The organism is Streptomyces sp. PL-25 (genome assembly GCF_058344915.1).
Window position 1 is genome coordinate 6126799 of sequence record NZ_CP136997.1, and the last position, 18779, is coordinate 6145577.

Here is an 18779-nt window from a genome sequence, read left to right on the forward strand (position 1 = left end):
GCCGCCGCGCCGCACGCCATCCACGAACGCACCGAGCACGAACCGCGGCCGGCCCGGCCGCGAGCGGGGAGGAAACCATGAAGATCTTCCAGCCGATGCTCTTCGTCGGCCTGGGCGGCACCGGCGGACTGGTCGGCGCCGAACTGGAACGCCGGCTCCGCGTCGAACTGTGCGGCCCCGACGGCATGGCGCTCAGCCGGCTCAGCGGCCACGCCCCCTTCCAACTGCCCGACTGCCTCCAGTTCGTGTACGCCGACTACAGCGAGTCGGACCTCCAGCGGCTGCCCCAGTTCAATGTCGACCCGTCGCTGCGCGCCGCCTACTCCCGCACCTCACGGGCCACCCACAACCTGCTGCCCAACTTCGACAGTTCGCCCGAGGTGACCAAGATGCTCCGGGCTAGCCTGCGCGAGGAGGTGGCCGGCTGGCTCCCGCCGATCATCGGCGAACCCGAGGTCACCCCGCTGCACAACGGCGCCGGCCAACTGCCCACCGTGGGCCGCGCCGCCCTCTTCGCGACCCTGCGCCACAGCCTCGCCCCGGTCCTCGAACCGCTGCTCCAGGCGATCGACGCCATGGCCAAGGCGGCGGGCGACCTCAGCGAACTGGGCGGCGGCAAGGTCAACGGCTGCGATGTCTTCGTCGCCTTCTCGGTGGCCGGCGGCACCGGCGCCGGGATCTTCCTCGACTACCTCCACCTCATCAACTACGCCTTCCAGCTACGCCGCTTCGACGGTGTGAAGATCTACCCGCTCGTGGTGATGCCGTCCTCGTTCTCCGCCGCCACCGGCGGCGGGCGCGAGGCCGAACTCAACGCCGCCCGTGCCCTGGTCGACCTGTTCCGCCTGGTGGACCAGCAGAACGCGCCGAGCGAACGCGCCGAGATCGGCGACCTCGACCACGAGGCCAAGTTCGGCATCCGCTACCCGGGCACCACACCGATCCGGCTGCGCACCGGCATCCTGCCCACCGCGTTCCTCTTCAGCCCCACCGCCGGGATCCGCGCCGACGACCTGCGCCGCTCCATCGTCTCCCTGGTGATGTCGCTGATCGGCACCGAACTGGGCGACGGCCGCAGCACCCAGGGCCGCAAGATGGCCACCGACGACGACTACCAGACCTTCGCCGCCAGCTTCATCAACCGCGGCGTGGCCCGCAGTTCCGTCTCACCCACCGGCATCGGCAGGCGGGGCGTCTCCACCAGCCTGGTCGCCGCCATGACCGCCCCCATGGACCAGCTCGCCGACCTCGTGGCCGGACGCATGCTGCGCGAGGCCGTCACGAACCTGGTGGAACGGCCGCGCGTCGAACTGCGCGAGGGCGCCGCCCCGATGATCCGCCGGCTCTTCGCGGACTCCCACCTCGAAGAGCTGTGGGAACGGCGGCAGTTGCCCGTGCCCGAACCCGAACCGCTGCCCCGCGGCGGCCGGAACATAGAACAGGCCCTCGGCCAGCGCGTCGCCGACATGCAGGCCCTGCTGTCCGACCTGCGCGCCGAGGCCGGCCGGCAGGCAGCCGTGATGGCCGACCGCTTCTCCCCGCGCCCCGCCATCGACAAGCTCCTCCAGAGCGCCGACCCGTTCCTCGTCGAACGCGTCGTGCGGGGCGTGCCGGACAGCGACGAGCAGATCACCCGGCTCGGCTTCCTCGGCATGCTGGACAACCGCGCCCGCGCCCCGCAGCGCCCGCCGGGCGTCACCGAGCAGCCGCCCAAGATCCCGCGCATCAAGGGCCAGTTGGGCGGACTCGCGCCCGCGCGCTGGGGCGACGACGACGTACAGGCCGCCCTCCAGGAGCAGAACACCTGGTACCAGTGGCGCTGCCGCTCGATCTGGCACGAGGCCTGGCGCGACCAGCAGCAGCACTGGCAGCCCCAGGCCGACGTGGCGGGCGTCGACCTCGACCGCCTCGTCCGGGCCTTCCGCCGCCACAGCGACCAGGAGCCCAAGGCGGCCCAGCAGAAGGCCCGCGAACTCTACGACGACCGCACCGGCATCTCCTACCTGCTGCCGCCGCAGCGCAACCTCAACCACTTCTACGACGACGTGGTCGACCGGCTGCTGCGCCGCGAGGGACTGCGCGATCAGGACCACGTCTCCACACTGCTGCTCAAACTGATCGACGGCGACACCTGGCGCCAGGTGCACACCGTCAGCCGCCGCGACCCGGAGGGCGCCGTCGCCCGGATCAAGAGCCAGCTGGAGGGCCGCGTCACCCGGCTGTTCGCCGAGAGCGGCACCCATCTGGAGGAGCGTCCGCTGCTCCCGGCCATGGGCACCCTGCTGGCCGCGGCGGCGGGCGACACCGACGCCCGCGACCAGGTCAGCAAGGACGCGCTCGACATGTTCGGCCGCAAGCTGGCCGGGCTGCTGCCGGTGGGCTTCGCCCCGGAGGGCACCGGACCGCTGCGGGTCCTGGTCACCCACCCCCGGGTGACGGCCGTGGACGAGGTGCAGGAGTTCCTCGGCAAGACGCTGCGGCTGCCCTCGGACGCCAAGAACTCCGTGGAGTACCGGGGCGTGGAGAGCGACTCCGTCACCGTCGTCCTCTTCCGCAGCGAGATGAGCCTCACCCAGGTGCCCGAGGCCCGCAAGGTGCTGCGCCAGTGGGCCCGCGCCAAGGAGAACGAGCAGGCACAGGACGTCCTGCGGTGGCGCCAGCGGCTCGGCTTCCGCGACACCTGGATGGTCAGCGCCGAGGAGGACCGGCGCACCATCCTGCACCGGTTGCTGTGCTGCCTGTGGAACGGCCAGGTCGACGTGCTGGACGGGGAACCGGCCTCGCCGCAGCGGGTCAGGCTGCGCCTGTTCCCCGAGAAGGCCCCGGACGTGCCCGGCGTCCGGCTGCGCCTCGGCGACTTCCCCGGCGGCGTGTCGAGCTGGGCGGAACTGCTGCGCTCCTACGAGCGCTGGACCGTCCTCGACGACGAGTCGACCGTGGAGGACTACTGCCGCGAGCTGATGGGTGCCCAGCCGCTCGGCCTGGCCCGCACGGGCAGCGAACCCCACCCTCTCTTCGTCGAACTGGTCGAGAAGATCGCCCCGCGCCAGCTGGAGCTGCTGGCGGACCGCCGTGAGCGCGGCGGCGAACGCGTCGAGGGCTGGGTGCGGCCGCTCTGGGAGTTCTGGGCGGAGACCCTCCCGGCCGCCCTGGACAAGGAGTTCGGCGACCAGCGCGCCGTCCAGCCGACCCTGCGCACCCTTCTGGAGCACGTACGCGGCGGGCTGCCCGCCCGGCCCCGCCAGGACCGGGACGCCCTCCCCGCGCCGCGCCGCGCGGTGCCCGAGGACGACGACTTCGGCACGGCACCCGTCACCCGGCGCGCCGAGCGTGAGAAAGCCGTCCGGGACACCCGGGAAGCCCGGGACACCCGGGACGTGTGGGCCGAACCGGCCGACGACTACGGCACAGCGGCCCGCGACGGTGTCGGCCCCCGCGCCGCACACCGCGACCCGGCGCCGGTCCGTGAGGACCGTTACGAGGGCGACCGGTACGAGAGCGACCGGTACGAGGGTGACCGCTCCGGCTCCGACCGGCGCCGCGGGGCCCGTCCCGGCACGGACCGGGACGAGGAGGAGCGGTACGGCGACGGACACGCGGACCGCTACCGCGACGAGCGGGCCGAGCGCGAGGAGCGGGCCGGACGCGGCGAACGGGGTGAGGGGCGGCGGGCCGACCGCGACCGCGCCCGCGGCGCGTACGGCACGCCCGGCGCGTACGAACCGCGGCGCAACGAGTACGAACCGCCCGAGAGCGGCGACCGCGGCCGGAGCGGCGACCGCCCCTCCTTCGACTTCGACAAGCCCGGGACCGGCAGCACCCGCCGCCCCGCCGAGGACGCCCCTCGCGCCGACGACCGCCGTACGGACGAGTACCGCACGGACGGGTACCGAGCGGACGATTACCGGGCGGACGAGCACCGTACGGACGACCGCCGCCGGGACCGGGACGCGGGGGACCGCGACGAGCCCGGTGACGAGGACGTCCGTCTCCGCCGGGCGCCGTGGGACGAACCCGCCGACCCGCGGGCGTCCTACGCCGACGCCGCCGACGACGACCGGTCCCGCGACCGCGACCGGCCCAACCCCTGGGACGGTGACGCCCAGTGAGCACTCCCGACAGCTCAGGCGTCCCCGAGGACCCGTGCGAGATCATCCACCTGGACCTGCGCGCCGGGGCCGCCGAACTGGACAACGCGGCGGCGCTGCGGGCCCGGGTCGCCCGGCAGCTGGGCCGCGCCGGGCTGCCGGAACCCGACAGCCCCAGGTTCCTGGTGATCGACACCCCGGCCGGACTCACCGACCACCAGAAGCAGTACAAACTGCTCGTCGGCTACCCGGCCGTGGGCTCGGTCAGCCTGCTGGTGCTGCTGGTGGGCAGCGCCCCGGGCTCGTACGCCCGTGACGACGAGGCGTTCCAGCCCGACAGGCGGCTGCGCCGGCCGGCCGCGCTGCGCTCCTCGAACACCGGCCTGCTCTGGGCCGGTGACCTGCGCTCGGCCCGCACCGCGCTGGAACACCCCGCGCCGGACGACCCGGAGGCCCTGGCGGTCCTGGTGGACGTGCTGTCGGTGCGGAGCCTGTACGACGAGGTGCTGGAGAAGACCTGCTCGCTGCCCGAGGCCGCCGCGGCGCCCGGCGTACGGCTGCTGGAGCAGGACCTGCCGCCGGAGGTGCGCGACCGGGCCTGGCGCGCCGCGCTCACCCGGTTCGCGGGCGAGGACACCGAACTGCCCACCGACGTCATGGCGACCGCCTCCTCCGGCGTGGACCTGCCCGTGGCGCTGCGTGACCTGGTCACGGCCCGGGGCGGCCGGGACCAGCCGCACCGGATCCGCGGCGGGGTCGCGGACGAGGCGTACCGCGCCTGCGCGGACGCCCTCGACCACGCCGAGGAGGCCCTGGCCGGGCTGGGGAGCGTCCCCGGGCTGCTGCGGCCCGCGCGCCGCGCCTCCTTCGAGACGGACGTCGAACAGGCGCGCCAGGCCCTCGGCGAGTACCGCGAGCTGGTGGACACGGCCCTGCGCAGCGGCGGCGGGTCGGCGCGGTCCACCGCCGACTCCACCGCCCGCTTCGCCGCCCTCGGCCTGGGGGTGCCGGCCGCGCGGGGCGCCGCCGAGCCGGCCCACCAGGCGCGCCTGGCCATCGGCGCGGGCCTGAAGGACTTCGCGGTCAGACTGCTGGAGCAGGGCTTCTCCCTGCGCGCGGTGGCGCAGCGCTTCACCGGCCTCGCCGGACGCGTGGAGCCGCTGCCGGGTTCGGCGCTGCTGCCGAAGCTCGCCGCCCTCCCGCAGCCGCCGGGCCGGCCCCCCGGCGACCTGTCCGGGGCCGCCGCTGCGGTCCCCGGACCGCCCCTGGCCGGCCTCGCCGCCGCCGGGGCCGGAGTGCTCGGCGCCCTGTGGTGCTGGCCGTTCCTCCCGCTGGCGCTGGCCGTTCCGGCGCTGTTCGCCGCCGTGGCGGCGCTCGGCGCGTCCCGGCTGCGGGGCTCGGGCCGGCGCGGCCGCTGGGCCGTGGCGCCCCGGGTCGCGGCGCTGGGCGGCGCGGTGGCCGCCGCGGGCGCGGCGTACGCGACCGAGCCGCCGGTGTGGCTGGGCACCATCGGGCTGCTGCTGGGGCTCGCCCTCTCGGCGGAGACGGCGCGCAGGCTCTGGCGGACGGCGGCCGACGCCTGGGGCCCCGGCCGGGTGACCGCCGTACTGCGGCGCTCCCTGGACAGCCTCGACGCGCTGCTCGCGGAGGCGGTCCATGAGCACTGGGCCGTCGAGGAGCGCCTGTACTGCGCGGACGCGGCCCGGTCCGTGGCCGGGGTGCTGCGGGCGACGGCCGCCGCCGCCGAGACCGAGGCCGTGGCACGGCCCGACGAGCGGCGCGCCCCGGACGGCGGCGCCCCGCACGTCACCGGCGACGTGGACGCCGAGGGCGGCTGGATCGACGAGCCCTCCACGCTGAAGGACACCGGCGGGTACGACGACGAGGAAGCCGACTGGACGCGCATGTACGCCGCCGGGAGCGACCCCTTCGACGACCCCGGGGGGGAACCGGCGGCGGACGGCTCATGGGGCGCGGGCCCGGCGGGCGGCCGGGCCGGGGAGACGAGAGCCCCGCAGGACACGGAATCGGCGCCGCGCTGGCTGGACCGGGAGAACGGCGAGGGCGGCCCGGACCTGGTCACCACCCTGGCCGGGGACCTGACGGACGCGGCCCTTGAGGCGCTGGCCCCCTACTGGGGCTCGGTCACGCACGACCAGGGCGGCACCTCCGCCGTCGGCCGCACCGAGGAACGCGTCCGGCTGCTGCTGTCCGCGGCCCGGCACCACCTCAGCCGCAACGGCGTCCTGGCCGCGCCACCGTTCGCCGCGCCGCGCCGGGTCCGCCCCGGTTCGGCCGGGCTGCTCGGCACCGACCCGTACCGGCCCGCGCGGCTGGTCGGCGCGGAGGCGGACCGGCAGGCCGTGGTCCAGCTCTCCTCGCCCGAGCAGGGCGCCCTGCTCGACCGGAACCCGGGGGCGGGGGTGTGGATCAGGTTCGCGCCGCGGGCGGTGCGCGCCGAGATCGAGCGGGCCTGGGAGGCGGACGGCTCCGGCCAGCCCGCGGACGTGCTGTGGACGTCGTCGGGACGGTACGCCGGCCTGGTCCGGCTGACCCCGCTGCGGCCGGAGGTGGTGGACAGCGTCCGCCCCCAGCACGGCACGCCCGAACCGTACGGGACACGGCCGACGTACGAGACAGGGCCGACGTACGAGGCGGGGCCGTCATATGAGGCGGGGCCGTCGTACGAGCACGACGGCGGCCAGTACGGCACCGGCGAGTACGGGACCGGCGAGTACGGCACCGACGGGCACGGGTACGAAGGAGAGGGCCGCCGGTGACGAGCACCACACATCCCACCGGACCGGGACAGGGCGGTCCGCCGCCCGTGAAGCTCGCGTTCACCACCCCCGAGGGCCGGCGCCGCAGCGCTCCCGCCCGCTTCGGCCCCGAGGCCCGCCGGGACCGGCTGGAGCCCCCGCTGATCCGCAACTGCATCCTGGACGACAAGGCGGAGCGGTGCGTCCAGGTGCGCCTGGCCGTCCCCGGCGCCGCCGACCCGGCCACCCGCACCCTGCTGGAGAACGAGACCGGCACCGCGCTGCACCTGCACCGCGCGTTCGCCGGCACCGGCTGCGAATCGCTGTTCCCGCAGGTCGTCGGGTACGAACTGGACACGGCGGAGCCCTTCCTGCTGTACGCCCCGCCGCGCGGGAAACGCGTGGCGCTGACCCAGGTGATCCCCGCGAGCGAACAGCAGGACTTCACCAGGGCCCTGATGCGGGCCCTGGTCCTGCTGGACGGGCAGGGCCTGGTGCCGCGGGGGATCTCTCCGGAGACGGTCCTGTGGAACAGCCGCGAACTCCAGCTCTGGGGCCTGGACGCGGTCGAACGGGCGGGACGGCAGCGGGCCCCGTGGGGCGCGGCACCGTACGCCTCGCCCGAACAGCGCCTCGGCGAGGGCACCGTGGACTCGCGGGACGCGGTGTGGAGCGCGGCACAGCTGCTCTACCGGCTGGTGACCGGACGGGACGGACCGGCCGAGGGGCCGCCCGCCGACCTCGGCGAACACCGGGTGCTCGACCGGACGTTCCGCGCCGCCTTCGCCCCGCGCGCGGGCGGTCGGCCCACACCCGCCCAGGTGCTCGACGTGCTGCGGCCGGGAGAGGTCGAGCGCCTCCGGCTCCTCGTGCCCGCCGACGAGACGCGCCCGCACCGGGAGGCGTTCGAGGAGGCGCTGCGCCTCAAGCGGCAGGTCCCGCTCGCCCGCCCCGGCGAGGAGAGCGGCCCGGACGCCGGGCACGGCACCGGCGAAGTCCTGTGCCCCTACTGCCTCCAGACCATCCAGCTCGACCTGAGCAAACTGTTCGTGGCCGACAACAAGATGCAGTACCGCAAGCCGCTGGACGTCTCCGGCATCACCAACCCGGTCGTCCGCGACGACGTCATGCGCGGCGCGGTCCAGAAGTGCACGGCCGACCCGGACTTCCCCGAACACGTCATCCCCGTCCCGTACCTGATGAACGGCCGGCCGCTGACCGTCGCGATGGTCGGGCAGTCCTCGACCGGCAAGAGCCATCTGCTCACCCAGATGATCGCCGCGATCACCGACGGCGGCCTGGAGCCGTTCGGCCTGACCTGGCAGTCGGTCAACCCGGAACAGCACGCCCGCTTCGTCCGCGAACGCGTGCAGCCGCTGCGCAACGGCAATGTGCTGGACCACACCGCAGCCCTCGGCCTGGACGACTTCGCCCGCTTCGTGGAGTCCCTGCTGATCACCGACGCCCGCGGCCAGGTGCGTCCCGTCGCCTTCTTCGACCTCGGCGGCGAGGACCTGGTGCGGACCGACTCGGCCCTGCGGTTCCTGCTCGGCGTCGACGCCCTGGTCTTCGTCGTGGACCCGGCGCTGGCGCTGCCGCTGCCCACGCTGGACCACGCCAGGCAGCGCTGGGGGGTGGAGGTGAACCGCGACGGCGACCTCGCCTTCGGGACCGTCCTGGACCGGCTGCCGAAGAACGGCCCGTACCTCGACGTCCCGGCCGCCATGGTGCTCGGCAAGGCCGACCTGCTGCGGTTCCAGCCGCCCGTCGACCGCTGGCTGAGCCGCCCGCCCGCCACCGCTCTCGATCCCGCGCTGGTGCGGGCGGAGAGCCGGGACGTGCACAGCCTGCTGCGCCGGTACGCGGGCCAGGCGTGGCTACGGCCCTTCGACACGATGCGCCGCTGCACCCTGCACATCGCCTCCGCCACCGGCGGCCAGGAGGACCGCGGCCGCTACCCGGCGGGCACCGGGCCCCGGCGAGTGCTGGAACCGCTGCTGGCGCTGCTGGCGATGCACGGGCTGATCGAGGTGCCCGGGGGCGCGGAGGCGCTCGCGGTGGGGGAGACACCCGGGTTCGAGACCGTACCCGGGCAGCGGCGAAGAGCACGATCCGCGGGAGCCGGAGGACCGGCCGGAGGGGACGATCAGTGAGCGACTTCCAGGACCGGGACCCGGTGCACCAGGTCGTCTTCCGCTGGGACGGCAACCACGGACGCCAGGGCACCGGCATGAACGCCGTCGCCCATTCCTGCACGCCCGAGCGAGCCGCCGAGCTGGGCCGTGAACTGGGCCCGCTGCTGTGGATGTCCGGCGCGGCGGCCCGCCCGAGCGTCGTCCGCACCGTGTCCAGCGACGAGCACGTCATGCTCGTCCAGCGCTGGCCCACCACCGACCCGGGCGGCCGGCCCAGCACGGTCAGCCATGTCCTGGTCGGTCCGCCCGGCACCCTCAAGACCCGCCAGTGCCTGGGCCTCGCCCACGGCGGCTGGAGCACCCGGGAACAGGCCGAGCGGGCCTCGGGACACAAGTCGGTGGTCGACGCCGCCGAGCTCAACGACCTGGCCATTGCCCGGCTGCCCGACATGCTGGGCGGGCTGCCCGAGGTCAGACACGCGCTCACCCAGATCACGGCGGAGCTGCTGCGCGACCCCACCCAGCGGGTCTCGCTGCTCCTGGAGGAACGCACGCCCATCCCCTGGCCGGACCGGGCCGCCGTGCCGCTGGTCTACCTCGGCCTGTTCCTGCTCTTCGGCTCCTGGCTCGGCCACGAGTGGACGTTCGCCACGTACGACACCACGGACACCCACCCGCTGCGGCTGACCGCCGTACCGCGCTGGGAAACCGACACCGGCGGCTCGGGCCCGCTGGCCCGGGTCATGGGCCGCAGGCCGGAGGACCTCCACTTCGGCCGCGAGGCCGCCCAACTGGTCAAGTACCTCCTCGACCACCCGGACGGCCTCCCGGGCGTCCCCCACCTGGTCGACGACCTCCCCGACGGGCGCTCCCTGGACTGGCCCCTTCGCAGAGCCCACCTCCGGGACATCCTGGACTCCCGGCCCGTGGCCCCCCGCCCCGCGACCCGGTCCAGCCTTCTCGGCGGCGAACGCCCCGAGGAGACCGACCGGCCCCGCCGGGCCGAATGGCCCGAAGGCTTCGAGCGCCCGGAGCATCCAGAGCACCCAAGGCACCCAGAGCACCCGGAGCGCCCGGAGCACCCGGAGCGCTCCGACCGGCCCGTTACTCCCGCACGGCTCGACCCACGCGAACGGGACGCCCCGACCGAAGGGAACGCCCGGGACGCCCGGGACGCTGGGGACGACAGAGACGCGAGGGGCGCGAGGGGCGGGAGGGGTGACAGGGGCGTCTGGGCCGGCGGGACTGAACGGGATCCCCGGGACGGCACGGTCGGCGAGGCCGACCGGCCCGCCCCGGTCCTCCCGGCCACTCCGACCGCCCCGGCCGACCGGTCCGGCCGGCCGGCCGGGCCCGACCACCCTGACCGGCCCCGGCCCGACCACCCCGAGCGCCCGGACCACCTCGACCCGTCCGGTCACCCCGGCCACCCCGGCCACCCCGGCCGCCCCGACCGCACCGGCTGGGTCGGTGGGCGCGCGCCCGCGGTGCTGCCGGGGCAAGCCGGGCCCGGACCGGCCGGGTCCGGGGCCGCCGGGCACCCGGGATCCGCACCGCCGCCACCGTCGTCGCCCCCGTCACCCCCGCCCCCCACCCGTCCGCCCGGACAGACGGCGGCCGGACACCTTGAGGTCCACCCCCCGGCCCCGTACCACCCGACGTACCCTCCGGGCCCCGCACCGGCATCCGCCGCCCCCCGGACGCCCGTGCCCGGGGACGGTCCGACGCCGGGCGGAACGGGCGTCCCGGCCGCCGCAGGGGCGTCCGACCTCAGCCGGGCGCTGCGCGACCGCCGGCCCGGTGACCGTCAATGGCGCAGGACCCTGGCGTCTGCCCTGAGCGAGCAGCCCGACGAGTTCCTGCTGGCCGAACTGCGCTCCGAGCAGCTTCCGCAGAGTTCTCTGGGGCTGCTGCTGACCGAGCTGGGCAAGCCCGAGCGCTGGAACGAGCGCAGCGAGGAGATGCACCACGAACTGTGCGCGGAGGCGCTGCGCAAGGGCCTGTACTTCGGACCGCGGGGCCCGGGGGCCGACGACATCTCCCTGGTGGAGATGACCGAGCGGGCGGTGGAGGTGTTCCACTGGGCCGTCGCCCCCTGGGCCAGGGACGTGCGCTACTTCCAGGATCTGCGGGAACTGCTGCACAAGATGGACCACGCCCGGGAGGGCGCCTCGGGCAACTGGCTCAGGGGCGCGTTCCTCAAGCCGGGGCGCCATCCGGTGCCCGACCTGCCGCCCGGCCTGTGGCAGCAGGTCCTGGAGGACGTGATCAAGCGTGGCGGTCCCGCCGGTACGGAAGCGGGGCACCCGGAGGAGCGCGTCGGAGGAGCGGCGTCCCCGTCGCGGCCGGCCAGTTGGGTGCTGTGGGCCATCGCGGGCACATTCGCGGCGTTCATCGGGCTGGTGATCCTGCTGGCTGTCGGCTGAGGGAAATTCCGTGGCGCGGGGGAGGAGCGAGTCCCTAGGGTGAGGGACGCAACGGGCGGTGGCCATCGGCTGCCGCCGCCCCCGTCGACCGGATCCGACCAGGAGGTGTGACCCATGGCTGTCTCCGTGATGGGCGCTGCCCGCAACCACCAGAGCATCCACTGCATCTCCGCGGTCTCCGGCTGACCTCTTCTCCCAGCGCGCATCTGCGCGAGCCCGGGGCCGCCCTGTGAAGGGTTCCCCTTGTTTCTCCATGCTTCGTCTTCTTCTGCTTCTTCTTCCGCCAGTTCTTCCTCCGCGTCTTCTTCCTCCTCCGCTCCCTCCTCCGCCGGTGAGGCGGCGCTCGTCCGGTACGGCTGGGACGAGGGCTGGGCGGCGGAGTTCGGCCCGTACGGTGAGCAGGGGCTGCTCGCCGGGCGGGTGGTGCGGGTCGACCGCGGGCAGTGCGACGTCGTCACCGCGGGCGGTGTGCTGCGCGCGGACACCGCGTTCGTGACGCCGCACGATCCGATGCGGGTGGTGTGCACCGGTGACTGGGTCGCCGTCGAACCCGGCGGCAACCCGCGCTACGTCCGTACGTACCTGCCGCGCCGGACCGCCTTCCTGCGCTCCACCTCCTCCAAGCGGTCCGAGGGGCAGATCCTCGCCGCCAACGTGGACCACGCGATCGTCGCCGTGTCGCTGGCCGTCGAGGTGGACCTCGGCCGGATCGAGCGGTTCCTCGCGCTGGCCTGGGAGTCGGGCGCGCAGCCGCTGGTCGTGCTGACCAAGGCGGATCTGGTGCCCGACCCGGTGGCGCTGTCGTACCTCGTCCAGGACGTGGAGACGGCGGCGCCCGGGGTGCCGGTGCTCGCGGTCAGCTCGATGGCGGGGGAGGGGCTCGACGCGCTCCTCGCCGCCGTCTCCGGGGGCACGTCCGTGCTGCTGGGGCAGTCCGGTGCGGGCAAGTCGACCCTCGCCAACGCGCTGCTGGGCGAGGAGGTGATGGAGGTGCGGGCCGCCCGGGACGTCGACGGCAAGGGCCGGCACACCACCACCACCCGCAATCTGCTCGCCCTGCCCGGCGGCGGCGTACTGATCGACACGCCGGGGCTGCGCGGGGTCGGCCTGTGGGACGCCGAGAGCGGTGTCGGACAGGTGTTCGCCGAGATCGAGGAGCTGGCCGGGGGGTGCCGGTTCCAGGACTGCGCCCATCTCAGCGAGCCGGGCTGCGCGGTGCTGGCCGCCATCGACTCGGGCGAGCTGCCCGAGCGGCGGCTGGAGAGCTACCGCAAGCTGATGCGCGAGAACCAGCGCATCGTCGCCAAGACCGACGCGCGGCTGCGGGCGGAGATCCGCCGCGACTGGAAGCGCAAGGGGGCGGAGGGCCGGGCCGCCATGGAGGCGAAGCGGGGGCGCTGGGGATAGCGGGGCCGCGGCGGAGCCTGGCAGCGGCCTCGAAGCCCGTGTCCGATTCCCGCCAGCCGAGGACGGCAGGGGGGCGGACACTGGACGGTGTGATGGACGAGGACACCAGGTACGAGGCGGTCCGTAGCCGGGACGGCCGGTTCGACGGAGAGTTCTTCTTCGCCGTCGAGACGACCGGGATCTACTGCCGTCCCAGCTGCCCGGCCGTGACCCCGAAACAACGCAATGTGCGCTACTACGCCACGGCCGCCGCCGCCCAGGGCGCGGGCTTCCGCGCCTGCCGGCGGTGCCGGCCGGACGCGGTGCCCGGCTCGGCCGCGTGGAACGTGCGGGCCGACGTAGTCGGCCGGGCCATGCGGCTGATCGGCGACGGCGTGATCGACCGCGAGGGCGTGGGCGGGCTCGCCGCCCGGCTCGGTTACAGCGCACGGCAGGTGCAGCGCCAGCTCACCGCCGAGGTGGGCGCCGGGCCGGTCGCCCTCGCCCGCGCGCAGCGCGCGCACACCGCCCGGGTGCTGCTCCAGACCACCGGTCTGCCGGTGACCGAGATCGCCTTCGCGGCCGGGTTCGCCAGCGTGCGGCAGTTCAACGACACGATCCGGGAGGTCTACGCCGCGACCCCGAGCGAGCTGCGGGCCGCCGCGCCCCGCACCAGGCACCGGCGGGCGGCCACGCCCACCGCCGGAATACCGCTGCGGCTCGCCCACCGCGGCCCCTACCAGGTCGGACCCGTCTTCGACCTGCTGAGCCGCGAGGCCGTGCCCGGCGTCGAGGAGGTGAGCGGCCGGCCGGGCGCGCGTACGTACCGGCGGACCCTGCGGCTGCCCCACGGCACCGGGACCGTCGCCGTCGACGAGCGCCCCGGCGGACCGCGCACCGCCTCCTGCGCCCACCCGGGCGGCTGGCTGGAGGCCCGGCTGCACCTGACCGACCCGCGCGACCTGACGACGGCCGTCCAGCGGCTGCGGCGGCTGTTCGACCTCGACGCCGATCCGTACGCCGTCGACGAACGGCTCGGCGCCGACCCCCGGCTGGCCCCGCTGGTCGCGGCCAGGCCGGGACTGCGGTCGCCGGGTTCCGCCGACCCCGACGAGACGGCGCTGCGGGCGCTGACGGGACCGGAGGCGGCCGGGGAAATGGTGCGGCGCCACGGCAAGGCGCTCGACGCGCCCTGCGGCACGCTGACCCATCTGTTCCCGGAACCCGCCGCGCTCGCGGGCGCCGAGCCCGGCGGTACCCTCGGCGCGCTGGCCGCCGCCCTCGCCGACGGCGCGGTACGGCTGGACCCCGGCGCCGACCGGGACGAGGCGCACCGGGCGCTGCTCGCGGTGCCCGGCCTGGACGCCGCCACGGCCGCCGCCGTCCGCACCCGCGCCCTCGGCGACCCCGACGTGGCCCCGCCCGGCGTGCCGGTCCCCGACCACTGGCGCCCCTGGCGCTCGTACGCACTCCTCCACCTGCGGGTGGCAGACGACTTGGAGACACCGTGACCACCGTGACCACCGTGACCAGCATGGAGACCGTCATCGAGGCCCCCGGCGCCCCCCTCGCCGAGGCGGGAGCGACCTACTGGACGCGCTGCGACAGCCCGCTCGGACAACTGCTCCTGACCGCCGACACGGACGGTGTCCTCACCTCCCTGTCCGTGCCCGGCCAGAAGGGCGGACGCACCGTGCGGGACGACTGGCGGCACGACACCGGCCCGTTCCGGGCGGCCGAGGAGCAGTTGCGGGCCTACTTCGCCGGTGAACTCAGGGAGTTCGCCCTGCCGCTGCGCAGCGAGGGCACCGCGTTCCGGGAGCGGGTGTGGGCCGCGCTGGACGCCGTCCCGTACGGCACGACCACGACGTACGGTGAGATCGCCGCGCGGATCGGGGCCTCCCGGGCGGCCGTGCGCGCCGTCGGCGGCGCCATCGGCGCCAACCCGCTGCTCGTGGTGCGCCCCTGCCACCGGGTGATCGGCGCCAACGGCACGCTCACCGGGTACGCCGGCGGGCTGGACCGCAAGGTGCGGCTGCTCGCGCTGGAGGGCGTACCGCTGCCGTAGGACGTACCGCCGCCGTGGGCCGGGCCCCGGGGTCAGCCGTCCCGGCCGTCGTCCAGCCCCCAGCTGTGGATCCACCGCGGATGGACGCGGATCACCTCCTCGCTGAACCGCGGACCCAGGGTGTGCGTCCCGGTGAGGAGTTCGGCCTCGCCGCGGATGTCCACGCCGCGCACCTTCCAGGGGTCGAGGCTGACGATGTCGTCGACGACCAGGGCGACCTTGGGGTTCTGCCGCAGATTGCGCCACTTCTTCGTCCGGCCCATCGCCTGGCCGCCGATCAGGATGGTGCCGTCGTCCTGCGGGAAGAAGCCGACGGGGTTGGCCTGCGGCTGGCCGCGCGGATCGACGGTGGCCAGCCGCCCCAGCCGCTGGGTCCTCAGATAGGCGCGCTCCGCCTCGGTGAATTCGGTCATGGCAGCAGCCAAGCACCTCGGAAGCGGCCGGCGCACCGCGCCCTCCCCGGGGCACGCCGCGAACGGGCGGCCCGGCCCGGCCCACCTGCCGGGCGGGCCGCCCGGCGGGTCACACATCGTGCGGTTCCCGGGCCACCCAGCCGCGTTCGTAGGCGTGCCAGCCCAGTTGCAGTCGGGTGCTCACACCGGTCAGCTCCATCAGCCGTTTCACCCGCCGCTGCACCGTCCGCAGGCCCAGGTCGAGCTGTTTGGCGACGCTCGCGTCGGTCAGCCCCGCCAGGAGCAGGGAGAGCACCTGGAGGTCGGTGGCGTCCGGGGCGTGCGGGCCCTGCTCGACGACACCGGACGCGCCGAGGCGCAGCGGCAGCGCGCCCCGCCACACCGACTCGAACAGCCCCGACAGCAGCTCCAGCAGACCGCTGGAGTGCACGACGAGCGCGGCGGGCTCCGCCATGCGGGAGGTGAGCGGCACCATGGCCAGCGCCCGGTCCGCGACGACCAGTTTGGTCGGCACCTCGTCGACGACCCGCACCCGTTCGTCGCGGCCCAGCGCGGCGGTCAGCTCCGTGATGCCGTGCGGCAGGTCGAGCACCGCGCGCTCGACCACCACCCGGTAGCGCACACCGCGGCCCGCCGCCTGCTCCTCGGCGTCGTTCTCCATCCCGGAGACCACCATCGGATTGCCGGTGACCAGGGCGCACACCTCGTCGGCCGCGCCCAGTTGCAACTGGAGGAAGCGCTGGGCGACCGCGGAGGCGCCGGTGACCACCTCGATCAGATCGTGCACCGACGGCTCGGCCGCCGCCGCGCGGTACTCCTCGGCGAGCAGCGCGGCGGCCAGCTCCGCCTTCTCCAGCTCGTGCCGCTGCTGGGTGAGCAGCGCGCCGAGCGCCACCCCGGGCGGGGCGGCGACCCAGCGGCCCGGCCGGGCCGAGGACTGGGCCGCGAGCCCGTGCCGCTCCAGCCGGCGCAGGGCGCGCTCGGTGTCGTGCTCGCCGAGCATCAGCCGCCGGGCGAGGTCGGGCACGTCGGCGGCGCCCACCGCCACCAGCGCCCGGTACGCCGACTCGTGCCTCTCGTCCAGCCCTATCGCTGCCAGCATCAGCTGCGGTTCCTCCTCTTCAGGCTCTTCGGGTCCTGTCGCCGGTCGCCCGCCGCCGGCCGGCGGCGGGCCGCGGTGGCGGGAAACAGCCACGGCGCAAACCCGCCGCCCAACATCATCGCCGTAGCCCTGGTCATCCTGACAAGGTGGCACCACCGAGGAGCCGGTGACGGCGGCTCGTCAGCCGGCCTCGCCGGGGTGGCCCACGCGGGTGGCCTGCGGGGACACGGCCGGCCACTCCGGCGCACGCCTCAGCGCGCACACCGGCGCGCGGCTCGCCGTACGACTCGGTCCGGCAGCCGCGACCGGCGGCCGCGGACCTCTTGGACGGCCTGGTTCCGGCCGTCCGGAACCTGACCCTGACCCGGGTCCACCAGACGTCGCCGGGCGGTTCTCCCGTGGGGGGTGGGACCGCCCGGCGGCACCTTCCGTACATGAGTTCGATACGTAGCCCGGCAGGCCGTTCCGGTCGTCCGCCGGGGCCGGATTTTCCCGATGCCCCGTTTTCCTCCGGCCCGCGCGGTGAACAATCGGGGGCATGAGCCAGCAGGGGGGAAGGCCCACCGGTCATGAGGACGACTGGTGGCGGCAGTTGTACGACGACTCCACCGAGGACACGGGTCCCACGGCCGCGGCCGATTCCCTGGACGACCGTTTCGCCTCGGCGTCCGGGGCGCTGGACCGGGCCGCGGGCCCGGCCGCAGTTCCTGCGGGGGAGGGGGACCGGTCCGACCGCCCGGACCTGGATCTGGACCCGGGCCCGTACCCCTGTCCGGCCCTGGACCTGGACCTGGACCGGGACGTGGGCCAGGACCAGGGACTGGGACTGGGCAACGGCCTGGACAGGGGCCGGGAGCAGGGGCAGGACCAGAACTCCGGCCGAGGCCAGGATCCCGTTCCGGACCCGCACCTGGGCCCGGACCCGCACCTGGACCCGGCATCGGACCTGGACCCGGTACCGGACCTGGACCCGGCACGGGCACCGGCACTGGACCCGGAACCAGACATGTGCCCGGACCTGCTCGCGGACGGCCCGCCGACCATGCGACTGACGGCATCCGGCGCTGGAACGGCATCCGGCACCGGAGCCCCCACCGGATCCCCGGCGGCAGCCCCGCGCCCCGCTGCGGCTCCGGACGGACCGGCTCCGGACGGGCCGGGTCTCGACGGGCCGGCTCCCGGCGGGCCGGGTCCCGGACCGGCCTCCTGGTGGCAGCGGGCCCCCTGGGAGGCCCCACCGGCCGCGCCCCCGTCCCCGCCGACCGGGCCCGACGGCCCCGACGGCCCGCCGGCCCCCGCCTCGCTCGTCGTCGCCCACGTGGGGTCCGGGCCGCCGACGTACGACGCCGAGCCCACCGCGCTCCCGGCCGCCGACCCCGACGCGCTCGACGATCTGGTCCCGGACACCGTGGTGGACGGCGCCCGGTACGGCGCCTGTACGCTGCGTGCCGTCTCGGTCCGCGGCGATTCGCCGCGCTACCGGGGCGAGCCGCGCCGGGACGCGCTGCTCACCGCGCGCTTCGGCGCGGGCGAGCAGGCGCTGATCCTCGTCGCGATGGCCACCGGCGTGCGCGCGAGACCGGGCGCGCACCGCGCGGCGGCCGAGGTGTGCCGGTGGATCGCGCGGGCGGTCGGCCGCAGTCACGTCCGGCTGGCCGAGGACATCCGGGCGGCCCGGCGCGGTGAGCTGAAGTCCGGTCTCCAGCGGCTCACCGACCGCAGCCTGGGCAGACTCCGCGCCAGCGCCGTGGAACAGGGCCTGGCCCCGGAGGAGTACGCGGCCACGCTGCGCTGTCTGCTGCTGCCCGCCGACCCGCACTGCCGGACGCGGGTCTTCTTCGGGGTGGGCGGGGGCGGCCTCTTCCGGCTGCGGGACGGTGCCTGGCAGGACATCGAACCCCGTGTCACCGACGAACCGGACCCGTCCGGACAGCCGGGCCCCCACCAGCGGCCGCAGCCTCCCCACCCGCCGCAGCCGCCCGAGTCGCTGGGTCCGCCCGAGCCGTCCGGACAGGCCGCCGGGCCCACCGACCCGTTCACCCTGGATCTCGGCGCCCCGGCCCCGCAGGACCCGCGGTCCGCGCACGCGGAGGAGTCTCGGCCGCCCCACGCGGAGCCCTTCCGCTTCCGTGCCGGGGTAGCCCGGCCGGGTGACACCCTCCTGATGTGCACCGGCGGCCTCGCCGAGCCGCTGCGCGGCGAGGCCGAACTGGGCGTGTATCTCGCCCGGCGGTGGGCCGGTTCCGCCGTGCCGGGTCTCGCCGCGTTCCTCGCGGACGCCCAGGTGCGGGTGAAGGGCTACGCGGACGACCGCAGCGCCGCCGCCATCTGGGAGGCGTGAGCGACGGGGCTGTGAATTCATGGACCCAGGAGTCCGCAGTGGTCGGCGGCAGTCGGCCAAA

10 protein-coding genes are annotated in these 18779 nt (G+C 75.4%); 8 read left to right on the forward strand and 2 right to left on the reverse strand.

From position 1 onward, the window contains the following. Positions 1-77 precede the first annotated feature (77 nt). The 7 genes from R4Z62_RS27350 to R4Z62_RS27380 all read left to right on the forward strand — a co-directional run bounded on the left by R4Z62_RS27350 (position 78) and on the right by R4Z62_RS27380 (position 14862). On the forward strand, positions 78-4109 hold the full coding sequence (locus R4Z62_RS27350; protein ID WP_491521176.1) for a tubulin-like doman-containing protein: 4032 nt from the start codon (positions 78-80) through the stop codon (positions 4107-4109). Beyond that, complete coding sequence (locus R4Z62_RS27355; protein WP_491521177.1) at positions 4106-6868, forward strand: hypothetical protein; 2763 nt, start codon at positions 4106-4108, stop codon at positions 6866-6868. Before R4Z62_RS27350 ends, R4Z62_RS27355 begins: the two co-directional genes overlap by 4 nt. Further along, on the forward strand, positions 6865-9000 hold the full coding sequence (locus R4Z62_RS27360; RefSeq protein ID WP_491521178.1) for a hypothetical protein: 2136 nt from the start codon (positions 6865-6867) through the stop codon (positions 8998-9000). The genes R4Z62_RS27355 and R4Z62_RS27360 overlap by 4 nt, the downstream gene beginning before the upstream one ends. After that, on the forward strand, positions 8997-11408 hold the full coding sequence (locus R4Z62_RS27365; RefSeq protein WP_491521179.1) for a hypothetical protein: 2412 nt from the start codon (positions 8997-8999) through the stop codon (positions 11406-11408). The genes R4Z62_RS27360 and R4Z62_RS27365 overlap by 4 nt, the downstream gene beginning before the upstream one ends. A 243-nt stretch (positions 11409-11651) precedes the next feature. After that, a complete protein-coding gene (gene rsgA, locus R4Z62_RS27370) occupies positions 11652-12815 on the forward strand; it encodes a ribosome small subunit-dependent GTPase A (protein WP_491521180.1) in 1164 nt (387 codons plus the stop codon). 92 nt (positions 12816-12907) lie between these two features. Further along, positions 12908-14305, forward strand: coding sequence for a bifunctional transcriptional activator/DNA repair enzyme AdaA (locus R4Z62_RS27375; protein ID WP_491521181.1), 1398 nt, complete (start codon positions 12908-12910; stop codon positions 14303-14305). A gap of 23 nt (positions 14306-14328) precedes the next feature. Then, the gene (locus R4Z62_RS27380; RefSeq protein WP_491521932.1) at positions 14329-14862 is read left to right on the forward strand and encodes a methylated-DNA--[protein]-cysteine S-methyltransferase; all 534 of its coding nucleotides are present in this window, start codon (positions 14329-14331) and stop codon (positions 14860-14862) included. A gap of 32 nt (positions 14863-14894) precedes the next feature. On the opposite strand, the gene R4Z62_RS27385 is transcribed toward R4Z62_RS27380, so the two are convergent. Together R4Z62_RS27385 and R4Z62_RS27390 are read right to left on the reverse strand one after the other, a co-directional pair. Then, positions 14895-15275 carry a PPOX class F420-dependent oxidoreductase gene (locus tag R4Z62_RS27385; RefSeq protein ID WP_064535910.1) on the reverse strand — a complete coding sequence of 127 codons (381 nt, stop codon included), beginning with the start codon at positions 15273-15275 and terminating at the stop codon, positions 14895-14897. Between the two features lie 109 nt (positions 15276-15384). After that, positions 15385-16377, reverse strand: a complete 993-nt coding sequence (locus R4Z62_RS27390) for a helix-turn-helix transcriptional regulator (protein ID WP_064535911.1) — start codon at positions 16375-16377, stop codon at positions 15385-15387. Between the two features lie 538 nt (positions 16378-16915). Here R4Z62_RS27390 and R4Z62_RS27395 point away from each other — a divergent pair. Beyond that, the gene (locus R4Z62_RS27395; protein ID WP_491521182.1) at positions 16916-18718 is read left to right on the forward strand and encodes a protein phosphatase 2C domain-containing protein; all 1803 of its coding nucleotides are present in this window, start codon (positions 16916-16918) and stop codon (positions 18716-18718) included. Positions 18719-18779: the final 61 nt, after the last annotated feature.